The following is a 16798-nucleotide window of genomic DNA, read 5'->3' on the forward strand; positions in this document are numbered from 1 at the left end:
GTACAGAGTTGGCCTTCAAGCTGCGTGAACTCCACTGTGACGTTCAGCAGCGTACGACTCTGGAGGGAACATGCGAAACGTCCTGATCTCCGGCGCCGGTGTCGCCGGCGGCACCCTGGCCTGGTACCTGGCGGGCGCGGGCTTCGCCGTCACGGTGGTGGACCGGGCGCCCGGCCCGCGCAGCGGCGGGCAGGCGATCGACGTGCGCGGGGCCGCGCTCGACGTCGTCGACCGGATGGGCCTCGGCGACCGGATGCGCGCGGTGCGCACCCGGATGCGGGGGATGTCCATGGTGGACGGGGACGGCCACGAGCTGTTCCGGTCCGAGGAGTTCGCCCTGAGCAGCGGACGGCTCGACAGCGACGACTTCGAAATCCTGCGCGACGACGTCGTCGCGATCCTGCACGAGGCCACCGACGCCGAGTACGTTTTCGGCGACTCGATCACCGCGCTGACCGAGGAAGCGCACGGCGTGCGGGTCGAGTTCGCCCGCAGCGGTTTCCGAACGTTCGACCTGGTCATCGGCGCGGATGGGCTGCACTCGGCCGTCCGGCGGCTGGCCTTCGGGCCGGAAGAGGAGTTCATCCGCCACCTCGGCCAGTACCTGGCGATCTTCCCGGCGCCGAACTTCCTGGGCCTCGAAGACTGGCAGGTCTGGTTCCGGCACGAGGAGACCGGCGGCGTCGCCTACCCGGTGCGCGGCAACAGCGAGCTGCGCGTGACGCTCGGCTTCGGCTCGGAGCCGTTGCCGCGGCTGGCCGTCCCGGAACAGAAGAAGCTGGTCGCCGAGCGGCTCGCCGGCGTCGGCTGGGAGGTGCCGAAGCTCCTCGAAGCGATGGCCGAGGCGGAGGTGTTCTACTTCGACGCCATGGCGCAGATCCACGTCGATCGCTGGTCGGCCGGCCGGATCGCGCTGGTCGGCGATGCCGGTTACTGCGCCTCGCCGTTGTCCGGGCAGGGGACGAGCCTGGCCCTGGTCGGCGCGTACGTCCTCGCCCAGGAGCTGGGCCGCGCGGAGCACGAAGCCGCTTTCGCCGCTTACGAGAGCCGGATGCGGCCCTTCGTCGAGCTCAACCAGGCGCTGGCCACGGAGAACCCGACCGGCGGTCCGGCGGAGGAGTCCACCGAGCGGGCGAAGAACGCCATCGACCTCACTTGAGAAAGTCCACCAGGGCGGCCGAAGTACGGTCGGGCGCCTCGAGGTGGGGGAAGTGCCCGACGCCGGGCCAGAGCTCCGGCTCGGCGTGCGGGCCCGCCCAGCGCACGGACGACGTCGCCGTCTCGGGGAGGATGCAGGTGTCGTCGGCGCCGTGCAGCTGCAGCGTCGGGGCGGTGATCCGGCCGCCGACGGCGTCGGTGAACCGGCGGCCTTCGCCGCGGAACTGCGCGCGGAACGCCCAGCGGTAGTACTCGAGCGCGCTGTGCGCGACGCCGGGCACGAGCATGGCGTGCCGGAACTCCTCGACGCTGTCGGAGAAGTCCGAAGTGGACCGCCACCGGCTGCCGGCCCAGCCGCCGAAGAGATCCGCGACGGCCTGGGCGTCGTCCTTCAGGAGCCACTTCTCCGGCGCCATCGGCACCTGGAACCGGAAGAGGTGCCCGGTCGCCCGTCCCTGGCCGCGCCACGGGCGGGCGGCCCCGGACCGCAGCGCGAGCGGGTGGGCCGCGCCGATCGCCGTCACCGACGACACGAGCCGGGGGTGCAGGGACGCGACCGTCCAGGCGAGCATGCCGCCCCACGCGTGGCCGACGAGGTGCGCCCGGCGCGCCCCGAGCGACTTGATCAGGCCGCCGACGTCCCCGGCGAGCGTCCACGCGTCGTAGCCGCGCGGCGGCTTGTCCGAGTCGCCGTAGCCGCGCAGGTCGACGGCGACCGCGCGGAACCCCGCGTCGGCCAGCGCGCGCAGCTGGTGGTGCCAGGTCCACCAGAACTCGGCGAACCCGTGCAGCAGCACCACGACGGGCCCCTCGCCGAGCTCGGCGACGTGCAGCCGGATGCCGTTCGCGGACACGTCGCGATGAGCCCACGGGCCGTCGAGCCGGACGCTCGACGGGTCGGGGGACGCGGGCACCGCCTCAGTCGCGCGTGGTGGTCAGGTCGGCGTCGGGCGCCTTCTGCGGCTTCAGCGCGGCGGCGGTCTCCTTGACGCTGGCGATCGTCCGCTCGGGTGCCTTGAACTTCTTCACCTTGCGGTAACCGAGGAACCCGGCCCCGCCCGCGACGAGCAGCATCACGGCGAACACGATGCCGAACGCGCCCCAGCGGTGGAGGGAGCGGAACCAGTCCGCGAACCCTTCGGCCAGGAAGAAAAAGAAGAAGAACGAGCTGTACAGGAGGACGGTCAGCGCGATCAGGAAGTAGACGGCCCCCTTGAGGCCCTTCTTCACCTCGCCGACCAGCTCGGACTTCGCGAGCTCCATCTCGGCCCGGACCAGGGTCGAGATGTGCTGGGTCGCGTCGCCGACGAGCCTGCCGAGCGACTGGTCGCCGGGGACGTCGGTGTCGGAGGACAGCGGGAGGTAAGGCACGGCCCCCACGCCGTCGGGGCCGGTGCGTTCGTGCTTGGGGCTGCTCACCGGGTCATCGTGCCATGACGCCCTGGAGCGGGCGCGGCGGAGTCACCGAGTGTCGGCGATCAATCCGTGTCGGCGTGCGCCCGGCTCCGTTTCAGCAGCATCACCGCGGCCAGCAGCGAAGCCAGCGCGGACGCGATCAGCACCGCCGCCTTCGCGAGTTCGCTCGCGTCGCCGGGCAGCGCCAGCTCCGCGATCAGCAGGCTGACCGTGAACCCGACCCCGCCGAGTACCGACAACGCGCCGAGGTCGCGCCAGCCCACGTCACGCGGTTTCTCGGCGACCTTGAACTTCACCGCGAGCCAGCTCGCCCCGAAGATCCCGACGACCTTGCCGCCGAGCAGCCCGGCGAGCACCGCGAGCGGCAACGCCGTCGTGAACACCTTGCCGAGCGAGTCGCCGCTGACCGAGATCCCGGCCGCGAACAGCGCGAACACCGGCACGGCCACGGCCGCCGACCACGGCTGGAGCCGGTGCTCGAGGCGCAGCGCGGGTGCTTCGGCCTCACCTTCGTCGGCGCGGACGCGGGTGAGCAGGCCGAGCGCGACGCCGGCGATCGTCGCGTGGACACCCGCCGAATGCACCGCGACCCAGGTGACCAGCGCGAGCGGCACGTACAGCCACGGCGTCCGGACGCGGCGGTGCTGCAGGAACGCGTACAGCGCGAGCGCGGCGACGGCGACGGCCACCGCGACCAGGTCGAAGCCGGTCGTGAACAGCACGGCGATGACGATGATCGCCCCGAGGTCGTCGACGACGGCCAGCGACAGCAGGAACACCCGTGCGCTCGAGGGCAGGTTCGACGCGGTCAGCGCCAGCACGCCGAGCGCGAACGCGATGTCCGTGGCCACCGGGATCGCCCAAGCGCGGTCGATTCCCGTCGTCCCCCAGCCGACGCCGAGTGCGACGACCGCGGGGACGACCATGCCGCCGACGGCGGCGGCGACCGGCAGGATCGCCTGCTTGAACCGGGACAGCTCGCCGATGACGAGCTCGCGCTTGAGTTCGAGCCCGGCGACGAAGAAGAACAGCGCGAGCAGGCCGTCCTTCGCCCAGTCGCCGATCGTCAGGTTCAGGTGCAGGAACTCCGGGCCGAGCCGGAAGTCGCGCAGCGCGTGGTAGCTGTCGCGCAGCGGGGAGTTGGCCCAGAGCAGGGCGATCGCGGTCGCGCCGAGCAGGATGAGCCCGCCGGTGGTTTCGGTGCGCAGGTAGCGCGCGAACTCGGTCAGAGGGCGGGACACGGGCGGCTCCTGGGGTCGCTGATCACTGTTGCCGACCAGCCTTCCCGGCGCACCTTGGTGTCACTTTAGTCCCTCTTTGTCACAGATTGTCATGACCGCCGTCACAAGGGGTGTCGGTGGTAGGTCACCGGATGTGCTCATAGCATGCCAAGCGACAACGAAGTCCGAGACGAAGGAAGACGACAGTTGTGAGCACCTCAACCGAGGTCCAGCAGGACACGAGGTTCTTCGGGCACCCACGAGGGCTGGCGAACCTCTTCGGCGTGGAGATGTGGGAGCGCTTCTCCTACTACGGGATGCTCGGCATCCTGCCGATCTACCTCTACTACCGGGTCGAACAGGGCGGCCTGGGCCTGGCGCAGGAGTCCGCGCTCGGCATCGTCGGCGCGTACGGCGGCCTGGTCTACCTCTCCGCCGTCATCGGCGCCTGGGTCGCCGACCGGCTGCTCGGCTCCGAACGGACGTTGTTCTACAGCGCCGTGCTGATCATGATCGGCCACATCAGCCTGGCGCTGCTGCCGGGCCTGACCGGGATCGGCATCGGTCTCGTGTGCGTCGCGGTCGGCAGTGGCGGGCTGAAGTCCAACGCGACGGCGATCGTCGGCACCCTCTACGCCGAAGGCGACGAGCGGCGCGACGCCGGCTTCACGATCTTCTACATGGGCGTCAACCTCGGCGGGTTCGTCGGGCCGCTGCTGACCGGGCTCGCGCAGACGGAGGTCGGTTTCCACCTCGGCTTCGGCCTCGCCGCGATCGGCATGGCGCTCGGCCTGATCCAGTACACCTTCGGCCGCAAGAACCTCGGCGAGAAGGCCCGGGAGATCCCGAACCCGCTGCCGTCGTCCCAGCGCGCGCTGGCGATCGGCGCCGCCCTGCTGCTGGTCGCCGCGATCGTGGTGCTGGTGCTGACCGGCGTCGTCAACCCGGGCAACCTGGCCGACGTCGTCGTCGTGGTGGTCGGCGTGATCTCGGTGATCTACTTCCTCGTCATCCTGACCAGCCGCAAGATCACCGGCGACGAGCGCAGCCGGGTGTTCTCGTTCATCCCGATGTTCATCGCGAGCGCGGTGTTCTTCTCGCTCTACCAGCAGCAGTTCACGGTCGTCGCGGCCTACACCGACCAGCGGCTCAACCGGAACCTGTTCGGCTGGGAACTGCCGGTGTCCTGGGTCAACTCGATCAACCCGGTGTTCATCATCGTGTTCGCCCCGGTGCTGGCGGCGCTGTGGACGAAGCTCGGCGAACGCCAGCCGTCGACGCCGATGAAGTTCGTCCTCGGCACCGTGCTGATGGGCGCGGCGTTCCTGCTGTTCCTGCCGATGGTGGGCAGCGGCAAGAACGCGAGCCCGATGCTCGCGATGGTCGGCATCCTGTTGGTCTTCACGATCGCCGAGCTGTGCCTCTCGCCGGTCGGGCTGTCGCTGTCGACGAAGCTCGCGCCGGAGGCGTTCCGGACGCAGATGGTCGCGCTGAACTTCCTGTCGATCTCGTTCGGCACCGCGATGTCCGGCAAGCTCGCCGAGTACTACTCGGTCGACGACGAGACGCCGTACTTCAGCACGGTCGGCGGGGTCGCCATCGGTGTCGGCGTGCTGCTGTTCCTCGGCATCCCCTTCATCCGCAAGCTGATGAAGGGCGTGCATTAGCTAGCCCACGGTGACGCCGAAGATCACCCCGACGAAGTAGGTCACCACCATCGTGAGGGCGCCGACGCCGACGTTGCGGAGGATCGCGCGCCCCACGTTCGCGTCGCCGAGCCTCGCGCTGACCCACCCGGTCAGCGTGAGGCCGACGACGACCGCGGCCGCGCACGCCCACACCCGCAGGGAGACGCCGGCCCAGGCGATGGACAGGATCGGCAGCAGCGCGCCGACCGAGAACGCGAGCAGGGACGCCCAAGCGGCCTGCCACGGGCTGGTCAGGTTGTCCGGGTCGATGCCGAGTTCGGCCTCGGCGTGCGCCTGCAGGGCGTCCTTTTCGGTCAGCTCGCGAGCGACCTGGCTTGCCAATTCGGGCGAAAGCCCCTTTTCCTCGTAGATCTCGGCGAGCTCGCGCTCCTCGGCCTCCGGCATCGTCTTGAGCTCCTGCTTTTCCAGCCGGAGCAAGGCCTGTTCGGTGTCGCGCTGGGTGCTCACAGACACGTATTCCCCGCCGGCCATGGAAAAGGCGCCGGCGACGAGCCCGGCGATTCCGGCGGTCAGGATCGTGGTGGTTTCCGTGGTCGCACCGGCGACGCCGACGACGATCCCGGCGACGGACACGATCCCGTCGTTCGCCCCGAGAACCCCGGCCCGCAGCCAATTCAGCTTCCCGCCCACTCCCTGGTGCGGTTCGTGGGCGTGCTGCACGGCGGTTTCGGTCACGGGACAAGTGAAACACGAACCGGGAACCATGGCGAGATGCGAATTCCCGGTCAGGTTCGCCTAATTGAAGACTGCCTTGCCTAAGCCGGTCCTGTGTGGACTCTCAGCGATCCTGGGCCATCATGGGCGGCATGGACGAGCAAGTGTGGCAGCCGCTGGTGACGGTCGAGGGCCTGTCGCTCCAGGGTGGTGAAGGCCGGTTCCGCCTGCTGGAGACGGCCGAGAGCGGCCTGGCGTACCTGATCCACTACCCGGCGGGCGTGTCATCACCGACGCACGCACACGACCACGACAGCATCGTCTACGTCCTGTCGGGCAAGCTCCGCGGCGCGGTCGACGGCGTCGAGGCGGTGCTGGAACCGGGGGACTCGGTGCTGCACCCGCGCGGGGTGGCCCACCACGTCGAAGCGCTGACGGACGCCATGTGGGTCGAGTTCAAGTCACCCCTGCCGGCCCACCCACCCCTGGCCTGACCCGCTCATCAGGAGCCGCAAATGCGACCCGAGCCGACGCGCGACGAGGTGCGGAAGGTGCTCGAAGACCTCGCCGCGGGAACGCTGACTCGCGCCGAAGCCGACGATTGGGCACGCCCGTGGATCACCGAAGAAGCGGGAGATGTCCAGGACGAGCTGGTCTGGGACGCGATCGGCTGGCTGTTCGGTGCGGATTCGATGGTCGGTCCCGATGAGTACCTCTACGGGCCACTCGACTTCCAAGCCTGGCTGGACGCCTTCGACGCTCGCTCGAAGGACGGCTGACCCTTCAACGGCCGTGTCGACCCCGCAATCACGCGAGTCGACTGTCCAGGCACGCGAGCCGACCCTCCAGGTATGCGAACCGACCCTCCAGGTACGCGAACCGACCCTGAAGAGCGGAAACGCCCGGCCCCGCTCGAAGCGGAACCGGGCGCTTCCCGGAGTGAAGCCTCAGGCGTCCAGCTCGGCGAGGGCCTGCTTGGCCTTCTCGAGCTCGGCCTCCAGCGCGGCGACCTTCGCGGCCTGCGCCTCGCGGGCCTGGTTGATCACCTCGTCGATCGGGCCGGACAGGTCGGAGTGCAGCTCCTTCGCCGCGCGCGACACCGCGGCGGCGGGGATCTCCAGGCCCTTCGCGACCCACTTGGAGCCGTTCTTCAGCTCGGCCTGCCACTCGCCGTCGGCCGTGCCGGTGACGGTCAGGATCAGCTCGACCGTGCGGGTCTTCTTCGCCGTCGACGCGGTCGCCGCACCCTTCGGGCGGCCGCGCTTGGGCTTGGGGGCCTCTTCGGCGGCGGGCTCGGCCGGAGCCGGGTCCTCCGAAGCGGCCGGGGACGCGGACTCGGTGACGGCCGCCTCGTCGGTGGAAACCTCCGGAGTCGAAGCCGGAGCCGAAACCGGGGCCTCGGTCGAAGCCGAAGCCGTTTCCTCGTCGTGCGTCAGGACATCCACGGTCATCGTCGTGTCGTCTCCTTGCCCGGGAAGGGGGTGTGGTTCGCGGCACAGTGTAGAACATGCGTTCGAAGTGTGCCGCTCGGGGGGGTTCATGAAAGAACCCTCCCGGCGCGAAGCCGGAAGGGCTCTGACAAGAGGAACGCTAGCTCACTCCTCGGTCTTGCCCGACTTCAGGCCCGACGAGATCAGGTCCATCACCGACGAGTCGGCCAGCGTGGTGACGTCGCCGACCTGCCGGTTCTCCGCGACGTCGCGCAGCAGGCGGCGCATGATCTTGCCCGAACGCGTCTTCGGCAGCTCCGGCACGACCATGATCTGCCGCGGCTTCGCGATCGGCCCGATCTCCTTCGCGACGTGGTTGCGCAGCGCCTGGATGGCCTCCTCGCCGCCGTCGACCGCGTTGCCGCGGAGGATGACGAACGCGACGATGCCCTGGCCGGTCGTCGGGTCGGTCGCGCCGACGACCGCGGCCTCGGCCACCGTCGGGTGCGAAACCAGCGCCGACTCGACCTCGGTCGTCGAGATGCGGTGGCCGGACACGTTCATCACGTCGTCGACGCGGCCCAGCAGCCAGACGTCACCGTCGTTGTCGTACTTCGCGCCGTCGCCGGCGAAGTAGAAGCCCTGGTCCTTGAACCGCGACCAGTAGGTGTCCCGGAAGCGCTCCTCGTCGCCCCAGACACCGCGCAGCATCGACGGCCACGGCTTGTCCAGCACCAGGTACCCGCCGCCGCCCGGGCCGACCTCGGTGCCGGTGTCGTCGACGACCTTCGCGGAGATGCCCGGCAGCGCCTTCTGCGCGGAACCCGGCTTGGTCGAGGTGACGCCCGGCAGCGGGGAGATCATGATCGCGCCGGTCTCGGTCTGCCACCACGTGTCGACGATCGGCGTCTTGCCCGCGCCGATGTTCTCGCGGTACCAGATCCACGCCTCGGGGTTGATCGGCTCGCCGACCGAACCCAGCACCCGCAGCGACGACAGGTCGTACTTCTCCGGGATCTCCGCGCCCCACTTCATGAACGTGCGGATCAGCGTCGGCGCGGTGTAGTAGAGGGAGACCTTGTACTTCTGGATGATCTCCCAGTGCCGGCCCTCGTGCGGGGTGTTCGGCGTGCCTTCGTAGACGACCTGCGTGACGCGGTTGGCGAGCGGGCCGTAGACGATGTAGCTGTGGCCGGTGATCCAGCCGATGTCGGCGGTGCACCAGTAGACGTCTTCACCGGCCTTGTGGTCGAAGACGTTGTGGTGCGTGTACGCCGTCTGCGTCAGGTAGCCGCCGGAGGTGTGCAGGATGCCCTTCGGCTTCCCGGTCGTCCCGGACGTGTAGAGGATGAACAGCGGGTGCTCGCTGTCGAAGGCCTCGGGAGTGTGCTCTTCGGACTGTCCGTCGACGAGCTCGTGCCACCACAGGTCGCGGGAGTCGGTCCACGGGACGTCGCCCTCGAGCTGGTCGCCGGTGCGCTTCACGACGATGACCTTCTCGACGGTCTCGGCGCCTTCGAGCGCTTCGTCGACATTGGCCTTCATCGGCGCGGCCTTGCCGCGGCGGAACTGGCCGTCGGAGGTGATCACGATCTTCGCGGCGGCGTCGTCGACGCGGGCCCGCAGCGCCGTCGGCGAGAAGCCGCCGAAGACCACGTTGTGCAGCGCTCCGATCCGCGCGCACGCGAGCATCGCGAAGATGGCCTCGGGGACCATCTGCAGCTGGATCGCCACGACGTCGCCGGCGGTGACGCCCAGCGACGCGAGTGCGTTGGCGGCCTTGGAAACCTCGGTCTTCAGCTCGGCGTAGGTGATGTCCCGCGTGTCACCCGGCTCGCCGACCCAGTGGATCGCGACCTGCTCGCCGTGCCCGGACTCGACGTGCCGGTCGACGCAGTTGTACGCGACGTTCAGCTTGCCGCCGACGAACCACTTCGCGAAGGGCGCATTGGTCCAGTCCAGTACCGTGGTCCACTTCGTGTCCCACGTCAGCCGCTCCGCCTGCTTCGCCCAGAACGCTTCGCGATCGGCGTCCGCCTCGGCGTAGAGATCGGCCTTCGCGTTGGCCTGGCCAGCGAATTCGTCACTGGGCGGGAAGGTTCGGCTCTCGGTGAGCAGGTTGTCCAGGGCTGGGGACTGCTCGGTCATGGTTGCAAGGCCTCCTGTAGTGCGCCGACATGACGGCTAGCGGCACGCTAGCGACGTTAGTCCGCCTTGTAAAAGGTTGCACCCACGTTGCCCGGTCGTTTCACCGAGGCAGGCGAGCCGCGGTGACTAAGCGTTCGTTCATCCGGGCCTTCGCCGCCGGCCACTCCGGTGCCAGCATCGAATAGGTGACGGTGTCGCGCGACGACCCGTCCGGCCGGATCCGGTGCGCGCGCAGCACGCCTTCGCGAAGCGCGCCAAGCCGTTCGATGGCGCGTTGCGAGCGCAGGTTGCGGATGTCGGTCTCCCAGCAGACCCGTTGCGCGTCAAGGGTTTCGAACGCGTACGTGAGGAGAAGCAGCTTCGATTCGGTGTTCAGCCCGGTGCGCTGCCAGTCCGCGCCGATCCACGTGTGCCCGATCGACAAGATCCGGTGCTTCTCGACGACCTGGTAGTACGACGTCGTCCCCGCGACGCGGCCGGACGTCACGTCGATCTGCGCGAAGGGCCGCCGGTCGGGGTCGGCGAGCGCCTCTTCGACCATCCGCTCGGCCGCCGGAAGATCCCCCGGCTGCCGGATGCTCAGCCACGTCCAGATGCCCGGGTCGGCACCGGCCTCGAGCAGGCCCTTGGCGTGCTCGGGGGTCAGCGGCTCCAGGCGGACGTGCTCGCCGGACAGGGTCGGTCGGGTGCTCCAGTCGCTCACGTGATCACCGTAAGCGGTGTATTGGCTTCCTCTGATAGCCAATTTCCGAGCATTTCCGAAGTCCACTTCGGCGTTGCCTATGCTCGGCTGACCACGACGAAGGGCGAGATCGATGGCCGAAGAGCGGGAAGAGCTGAGCTGGGAGCTGTTCGGCACGGCGGGCCGTGAACTGGCTCACACCATCGCCGAAGACGGCTTCGCGCCGGACCTCATCCTGTCCATCGCGCGCGGCGGGCTGTTCGTCGCCGGCGCGCTCGGCTACGCGCTCGACGTGAAGAACCTGCACGTGATGAACGTCGAGTTCTACACCGGCGTCGACCAGCGCCTCGACCTGCCGGTGATGCTGCCGCCGGTGCCCAACGTCGTCGACCTGACGAGCAAGAAGGTGCTGATCGCCGACGACGTCGCCGACACCGGTGCCACGCTCAAGCTGGTGCGCGACTTCTGCGTGGAGCACGTCGCCGAGGTGCGCTCGGCCGTCGTCTACGAGAAGCCGCATTCGACGGTCAAGTGCGAGTACGTCTGGCGGCACACCGACCGCTGGATCAACTTCCCGTGGTCGGTGCTGCCGCCCGTGGTCTCCCGCGAAGGCCAGGTGCTCGATGCCTGATCCGCTCAAGCCCCTCCTCGACCTCGAAGGCGTCGCGGCGGCCGCGAAGTCCGCGCAGGACGCCGTGTTCGCGGTGCACCGCCTCCCCGCCAACCTGCGCGGCGGCGCGGCGACGGCGGCCGAAGCGTCGGTGCGGGCGGCCCGAGCGTCCGCCGGCATCGAAGGCGCCAACCCGGAACTGCCCGCCGACGGCGCGGTCGACGACCCGATCCTCGCCGGCTCGCTGCGCGTCGCGGAGACGTTGGAGACGCTGCTCCCGACGTGGCGCCGGGCCCCGATGCAGGCGCTGGCCCGGCTGCACGTCCTGGCCGCGGCGGACCTCGTCGACGACCCGGATGCGTTGGGGCGCCCGCATTCCGGCGGCGGTCGCCTGGAGATGCTCGCTCAGCTCGTGACGGGCGCGACATCCGTGCCGGGTCCGGTCCTGACCGCAGTCGTGCACGGAGAACTGTTGGCGCTCAAGCCTTTCGGCAGCGCGAACGGCGTGGTCGCGCGGGCCGCTGCGCGGCTGACGATGGTGGCGACGGGCCTGGACCCGAAAGCCCTGAGCATCCCCGAAGTCGCGTTCTTCCGCCGCGTGCCGCGTTATCTCGAAGCGGCCGAAGGATTCGCGAGCGGGGAGCCCGAGGGCGTACGCGCGTGGCTGCTCTTCTGCTGTGAAGCGTTCGAAGCGGGCGCGCGCGAAGCGAAGAGCATCTCGGACGCGGCCTCCTAACCGGACAGTTTCGCCGACCACTTCTCTTCGATCCGCCCGAACCGCCACACCGCCAGCGCGACGACCCACGTCAGCACGAACAACCCGACGATCCCGAAGCCGACGTAGTCCAGGTTCACCGAGGCGATCGCGGCCAGCGGTCCCGAGGTGATGTTCAGCTTCTCGGCGAGGATCGACACCAGCTCGATCGTGCCGATGACGAACGCGACGGCGACCGACAACGTCGTCACCGTGATGTTGTAGAAGATCTTGCGCACCGGCTTCGCGAACGCCCAGCCGTAGGCGAAGTTCATGAAACAGCCGTCCACGGTGTCGAACAGGCTCATCCCGGCGGCGAACAGGATCGGCAGCACGAGGATCGCGTACCAGGGCAGGGCGAACGTGGCGGCGCCGGCGGCGAGCACCAGCAGGCCGATCTCGGTCGCGGTGTCGAAGCCGAGGCCGAACAGCAGGCCGACGGGGTAGATGTGCCACGGCTTGCGCACGGACTTCGTCGCGCCGCGCAGCAGGCGGTTCAGCACCCCGCGGTTGTTCAGCTGGTGCTCCAGCGCGGCCTCGTCGAACTCGCCGTGGCGCATCCGCCGGAACACCCGCAGGATGCCGATCAGCACGACGAGGTTGAGGATCGCGATCACGTACAGGAACACGCCGGACACCGACGTCCCGATGACGCCCGTCGCGTCGTGCAACGCCGATGAGCCGTCCTCGACCTGCCCGGCCAGCGCGCGGACGCCGAGGGAGAGCAGCAGGCACAGCGCGAAGACGATCGTCGAGTGCCCGAGCGAGAACCAGAACCCGACCGACAGCGGCCGCTGGCCGTCGGCCATCAGCTTGCGCGTGGTGTTGTCGATCGCGGCGATGTGGTCGGCGTCGAACGCGTGCCGCATGCCGAGCGTGAACGCCGTGACGCCGAGGCCGATCCCGAAGACCCCGGACGCGCCCAGCGCGTAGTGGCGCGGTGCGACGAAGACCGCCAGCACCACCCAGCCCACGACGTTGAGCAGCAGGATGAACCCCGCCATCCCGCCGATCGACACCCACTCGCGGCGCGAAAGCCCGCGCCGCGAGTCCTCTGTGCCCGCCATCGCCCACCGCCTTCTCTCATCTGAGAGGTTAGACAGGTGAACAGATGAATATCTAGCTGGCGCGCGCCCGCACCAGGTCCAACGCCTTCCGGACGTGCCCACCGGAAGCGTGCAAAGCCTTCGTCGCGCTCTTCACGTCTTCCCCGGACAGCAGGTGCACCAGCGCCACCTTGAGGTCGCCCCCGGCCTCGGTGAGCGCGTCCGAGCAGTCCGCCATCGTCATGCCGGTGGCTTCCTGCAGGATGCGGATGGTCCGGCCGCGCAGCTTCGCGTTGGTGGCCCGCATGCTGACCATCAGGTTGGAGTAGGTCCGGCCGAGCTTGATCATCGTCGCCGTGGAGAACGACGTGAGGATCATCTTCTGCGCCGTGCCCGCCTTCATCCGGGTCGACCCGGCGATCGCCTCCGGACCGGTGTCGACGGCGATGAGCACGTCGACACCCGCCGGCTTGGCGGCCTTCGGGTTGCCCGAAACCAGGCCGGTGCGGGCGCCCTGGCGCGACGCGGCCAGCAGCGCGCCCAAGACGTACGGCGTCCTGCCCGACGCCGTCAGCCCCAGCACGAAGTCGCCCGGCTGGACCATGGCGGCCAACTCGGCCGCGCCGGCCCCGTCGTCGTCCTCCGCGTTTTCGACGGCTTGGCGCAGTGCGCGCTCGCCGCCGGCGTGGTGCGCGATGAACCAGTCCGCCGGCACGTTGAACGTCGGCACGAGCTCGGCCGCGTCCAGCGTGGCCAGGCGCCCGGACGTCCCCGCGCCGACGTAGTGCACCCGGCCGCCGGACCGCAGGGCGTCCACCGCGTAGTCCACCGCGCGTGCCACCTGCGGCAGCACCTCGGCCACGGCGCCGGCGACCGTGCGGTCCTCGGCGTTGATCGCGCCCAGGATCCCCGCGGTGGACATCAGGTCGATGTCCGTGGTGCGGGGATTGCGGGTCTCGGTCGGCGAATCGACGTGCACCGCCTGTGTCGGGACGGTCATCATGCGCCTCACTTTTTCCGTCATTACTTGCCGGTTTCCCGCGGACGGCGACGGCCGTCCGGCCTGACCCCCAGGCGATGCGAGCCGACGGCGTCCCGGGTGGCGTCCAGGGCGTTGACCGACGCGTCCATGTGCCGCTGCGCGACGCCGATGAACAGGCAGTCGATGACGGTGAGCTGGGCGATCCGGCTCGCCGTGGCCCCCGAACGGAACGTGGTTTCCCGCGCTGCCGTGGTCAAAACGTAGTCGGCGACCTCGGTGATGGGGGACCGCGGGAAGTTCGTCACGGCGATGGTGACCGCGCCGTGCTCCCGGGCCACCCGCAGCGCCTCGACGGTGTCGGTGGTCGCGCCGGTGTGCGAGACGCCGATCGCGACGTCGCCCGGGCTCAGCACCGCGGCCGAGGTCAGCATGATGTGCGTGTCCGACCACGCGAAGCACACGCGGCCGATGCGGTGCAGCTTCTGCTGCAGGTCCGCGGCGACGAAGGCGCTGGCGCCCACGCCGTAGACGTCCGCGCGGCCGGCGCTCGCGACGACCTCGATCACGCGCTCCAGCGTGGCGACGTCGAGCTGGTCGGCCGTCTCTTCGACGGCACGCGCGTCGGCGAAGCTGACCTTCCCGATGACGGCCGCCAGGTCGTCGTCCGGGCCGATCTCGCCGCCGAGGTTGCGCGTGCTGCGCGCCTCGGTCCGCGCGGTGTCCGCGGCCAGCGCGATCCGCAGCTGCGGATACCCGCCGACCCCGACGGCCTTGCAGAACCGCGTCACCGTCGTCTCGCTCGTGTTGGCGGCCAGCGCCACTTCGGTGATGCTGCGTCTCGCGACGTGCGCGGGATCCTCCAGCACCACCTTCGCCACGCGCTGCTCGGCGCGGGCCAGGCCGGGGAGCAAGGACCGGATCCGGACCAGCGGGCTGGAGTCCGCGTCCCGCACGGTCGTCTGGACCGATACGGGCTCGGACGGTGCCGTGCCGACTACGGATTCGGTATCACTCACCGTCGGAAAGTTACTAACCGTTGGCATCTGCGACAAGGCTACCCACACCCTTCAGTCTCATCGCAACCCATCCGTGTCTGCGGATCTGGATTTGCGATTAATCACTGACCAGAAAGTCGCCAACCAGGTCGGTCTTGTTAACGAGGTCAAGCTAACGACTTGGCAACTTAGTGTCGCGGTGCAAACGGCAAGCAGACGGTTAACTGGGCCGGAAGTTGGACGGTGAGCGACAGGGCCGTCACCTTGAGCTCAACTGCCAACCCTCTGCGACGAAAACGGCGGGGTTCCGTTCACCGTCGAGGAGTGATCGGCCGCTCTCGGTGACTTTCACACCGTCGACCGAAACCCCTCGGCCTGTGTAGTTCGGGTCGGTGCTGTAACGCCAGCGGAGGCTGACGGACGCGCCTCGGGGCAACGCCCCGCTCGCCTTCCACCAGGCACGGTGCCCGTGTCCGGAGAGCGACGTCACATCTCCGGAGGGTGCGCCCGGCCCGGAAACCGCCAGCGGGACTGGTTGCCAGTTCACCCCGTCGGTCGTGGCCTGCAGCTGTAATGGATCAGTACTTCCCTCGGTGTCCACGAAGGCGTAGAAGGACACCCGCGCTTGATCACTTTGCGTAGTAAAGGGCCGGGTACTCAGCGTCGCGACGCTCGCGTTACCCAGCGTGCTCGTCCACGCGTCCTTCCCGACCTGCGGCTTCACGGCCATGGCCCGCGCCAGCGACGTCGCCCACACCTGGCGCGCGGTGTTGATCGAGCCCCAGCTCCGGCTCGGGTGCACGCGGTTGGTCAGCAGGATCGCGAAGGACCGCGACTCGGGGTCGATGACGAGGGTCGTCCCGGTGAAGCCGGTGTGCCCGGCGGTGACCGGGGAGGCCAGCGCGCCCATGTACCAGGGCTGGTCGAGCTCGAAGCCCAGGCCGTGCGCGTCGTCGGGGAACTGCTGGTTGTAGTTGGTCAGCATCATCTGCCGCACGGTGTCCTCGCCGAGGATCCGGTGCCCGCGGTAGCTGCCGCCGTTGAGCATCGTCTGGGCGAGGACCGCCATGTCGTTCGCGGTGCTGAACACCCCGGCGTGCCCGGCGACGCCGCCGAGCGACCACGCGTTCTCGTCGTGCACGCTGCCGCGGACCATCCCGCGCGGCGGGGTGGCCTCGTACTCGGTCGCGGCGATCCGGTTCAGCTTCGACGCGGGCGGGTTGTACCCGGTGTCGACCATGCCCAGTGGCGCGGTGATCCGGTCGTGGACCACCTTGTCCAGTGGCTTCCCGGTCAGTTTCTCGACGATGAAGCCGAGGGTGAGCAGGTTGATGTCGGAGTAGAGGTAGGTCGTGCCCGGCTTGTTCTTCAGCGGGCTGTCGAGCACCGCCTGCCGGCGCGACGGGATGTCGGGGTAGCCCGCCCACAGTGATGGGATCGGGTCGGCGTCGAACCCGGAGACGTGCGTGAGCAGCATCTTGATCGTGATGGCGGCCTTGTCGCCGGTGGCGAACTCCGGGAAGAACCGGCTGACCGGGGTGTCGATGGTGAGCTGACCGCGTTCGACGAGCTGCAGCACGGCGATCGAGGTGAACAGCTTCGAGATCGACGCCATGTCGAAGATGGTGTCGTTGCGCATCGGGACCTGCTGCTCGGCGGGCAGTTCGGTGCCCGCGGCGTCGGCGTACCGCAGCGCGCCGCCGACGGCGTACCGGTCGACGACGACGCCGTCGTGGGCCAGCAGGCCGACCGCGCCGGAGAAGTGCGGGTGCCCGCTGGCGTCCGGCTTCGTCCAGCTCGCGAGGAAGTCCTCGGCGGCCTTGATCGGCGCCGGGTCGAGCCCGGCTTCCTTCGGTTTGCCGTCGCGCAGGGTCGTCCACGGCGAGGCGAACCCCTGGTGCGGCCGGTCGAAGCGGCCCGCGTCGTCGTGGCGTCCGATGGCGCTGGCTCCCGAAGTCAAGGTGGTCAGCGCGACCAGCACTCCGGTGGCCGCG

Annotated in this window: 17 protein-coding genes; 6 read left to right on the plus strand and 11 right to left on the minus strand. The window is 69.4% G+C overall.

The features are described 5' to 3' along the window. Positions 1–70 precede the first annotated feature (70 nt). Positions 71–1159 carry an FAD-dependent monooxygenase gene (locus tag ACZ4TR_RS03975; RefSeq protein WP_465285653.1) on the plus strand — a complete coding sequence of 363 codons (1089 nt, stop codon included), beginning with the start codon at positions 71–73 and terminating at the stop codon, positions 1157–1159. Here the strand turns inward: ACZ4TR_RS03975 and ACZ4TR_RS03980 are convergent. The 3 genes from ACZ4TR_RS03980 to nhaA are packed head-to-tail and all read right to left on the minus strand — an operon-like array spanning position 1152 to position 3815. Beyond that, complete coding sequence (locus ACZ4TR_RS03980; protein WP_465285654.1) at positions 1152–2072, minus strand: alpha/beta fold hydrolase; 921 nt, start codon at positions 2070–2072, stop codon at positions 1152–1154. The two genes, ACZ4TR_RS03975 and ACZ4TR_RS03980, sit on opposite strands and share 8 nt — an antisense overlap. 4 nt (positions 2073–2076) lie before the next feature. Then, on the minus strand, positions 2077–2577 hold the full coding sequence (locus tag ACZ4TR_RS03985; protein ID WP_364512596.1) for a phage holin family protein: 501 nt from the start codon (positions 2575–2577) through the stop codon (positions 2077–2079). A 59-nt stretch (positions 2578–2636) separates the two neighbouring features. Next, a complete protein-coding gene (nhaA, locus tag ACZ4TR_RS03990) occupies positions 2637–3815 on the minus strand; it encodes a Na+/H+ antiporter NhaA (RefSeq protein ID WP_465285655.1) in 1179 nt (392 codons plus the stop codon). Between the two features lie 188 nt (positions 3816–4003). Between nhaA and ACZ4TR_RS03995 the strand changes: the two genes are divergently transcribed. After that, positions 4004–5461 carry a peptide MFS transporter gene (locus ACZ4TR_RS03995; RefSeq protein WP_465285656.1) on the plus strand — a complete coding sequence of 486 codons (1458 nt, stop codon included), beginning with the start codon at positions 4004–4006 and terminating at the stop codon, positions 5459–5461. Here the strand turns inward: ACZ4TR_RS03995 and ACZ4TR_RS04000 are convergent, their stop codons facing one another. Continuing rightward, positions 5462–6178: a VIT1/CCC1 transporter family protein gene (locus ACZ4TR_RS04000; RefSeq protein ID WP_465285657.1), complete on the minus strand. Its 717-nt coding sequence runs from the start codon at positions 6176–6178 to the stop codon at positions 5462–5464. 119 nt (positions 6179–6297) lie between these two features. On the opposite strand from ACZ4TR_RS04000, the gene ACZ4TR_RS04005 reads away from it, so the two are divergent. Beyond that, entirely contained in the window at positions 6298–6651 is a 354-nt protein-coding gene (locus tag ACZ4TR_RS04005; protein WP_465286283.1) for a cupin domain-containing protein, read from the plus strand. 21 nt (positions 6652–6672) lie between these two features. Then, on the plus strand, positions 6673–6936 hold the full coding sequence (locus tag ACZ4TR_RS04010; protein WP_465285658.1) for a hypothetical protein: 264 nt from the start codon (positions 6673–6675) through the stop codon (positions 6934–6936). Positions 6937–7104: 168 nt separating this feature from the next. Here ACZ4TR_RS04010 and ACZ4TR_RS04015 read toward each other — a convergent pair whose 3' ends face one another. The 3 genes from ACZ4TR_RS04015 to ACZ4TR_RS04025 form a co-directional block, all read right to left on the minus strand. Further along, complete coding sequence (locus ACZ4TR_RS04015) at positions 7105–7608, minus strand: DUF6319 family protein (protein ID WP_364512578.1); 504 nt, start codon at positions 7606–7608, stop codon at positions 7105–7107. A 144-nt stretch (positions 7609–7752) separates the two neighbouring features. Continuing rightward, a complete protein-coding gene (gene acs / locus ACZ4TR_RS04020) occupies positions 7753–9735 on the minus strand; it encodes an acetate--CoA ligase (RefSeq protein ID WP_364512575.1) in 1983 nt (660 codons plus the stop codon). Between the two features lie 100 nt (positions 9736–9835). Next, positions 9836–10438, minus strand: coding sequence for a GNAT family N-acetyltransferase (locus tag ACZ4TR_RS04025; protein WP_465285659.1), 603 nt, complete (start codon positions 10436–10438; stop codon positions 9836–9838). Between the two features lie 112 nt (positions 10439–10550). Here ACZ4TR_RS04025 and ACZ4TR_RS04030 point away from each other — a divergent pair, with 112 nt between their 5' ends. Continuing rightward, entirely contained in the window at positions 10551–11048 is a 498-nt protein-coding gene (locus ACZ4TR_RS04030) for a phosphoribosyltransferase (protein ID WP_465285660.1), read from the plus strand. Further along, positions 11041–11763 (plus strand): Fic family protein, encoded by a 723-nt coding sequence (locus ACZ4TR_RS04035; RefSeq protein WP_364512567.1) that lies wholly within the window; start codon positions 11041–11043, stop codon positions 11761–11763. The genes ACZ4TR_RS04030 and ACZ4TR_RS04035 overlap by 8 nt, the downstream gene beginning before the upstream one ends. On the opposite strand, the gene nicT is transcribed toward ACZ4TR_RS04035, so the two are convergent. The 4 genes from nicT to ACZ4TR_RS04055 form a co-directional block, all read right to left on the minus strand. After that, entirely contained in the window at positions 11760–12848 is a 1089-nt protein-coding gene (nicT, locus tag ACZ4TR_RS04040) for a Nickel transporter NicT (RefSeq protein WP_465285661.1), read from the minus strand. The genes ACZ4TR_RS04035 and nicT overlap by 4 nt on opposite strands. Positions 12849–12900: 52 nt before the next feature. Next, positions 12901–13830: an N-acetylmuramic acid 6-phosphate etherase gene (locus ACZ4TR_RS04045; RefSeq protein ID WP_465285662.1), complete on the minus strand. Its 930-nt coding sequence runs from the start codon at positions 13828–13830 to the stop codon at positions 12901–12903. Between the two features lie 20 nt (positions 13831–13850). Next, the gene (locus tag ACZ4TR_RS04050; protein ID WP_465285663.1) at positions 13851–14825 is read right to left on the minus strand and encodes a MurR/RpiR family transcriptional regulator; all 975 of its coding nucleotides are present in this window, start codon (positions 14823–14825) and stop codon (positions 13851–13853) included. A 238-nt stretch (positions 14826–15063) separates the two neighbouring features. After that, complete coding sequence (locus ACZ4TR_RS04055) at positions 15064–16785, minus strand: serine hydrolase domain-containing protein (RefSeq protein ID WP_465286284.1); 1722 nt, start codon at positions 16783–16785, stop codon at positions 15064–15066. Between the last annotated feature and the right edge of the window lie 13 nt (positions 16786–16798).

The sequence above is a fragment of the Amycolatopsis sp. NPDC028719 genome (assembly GCF_055565395.1).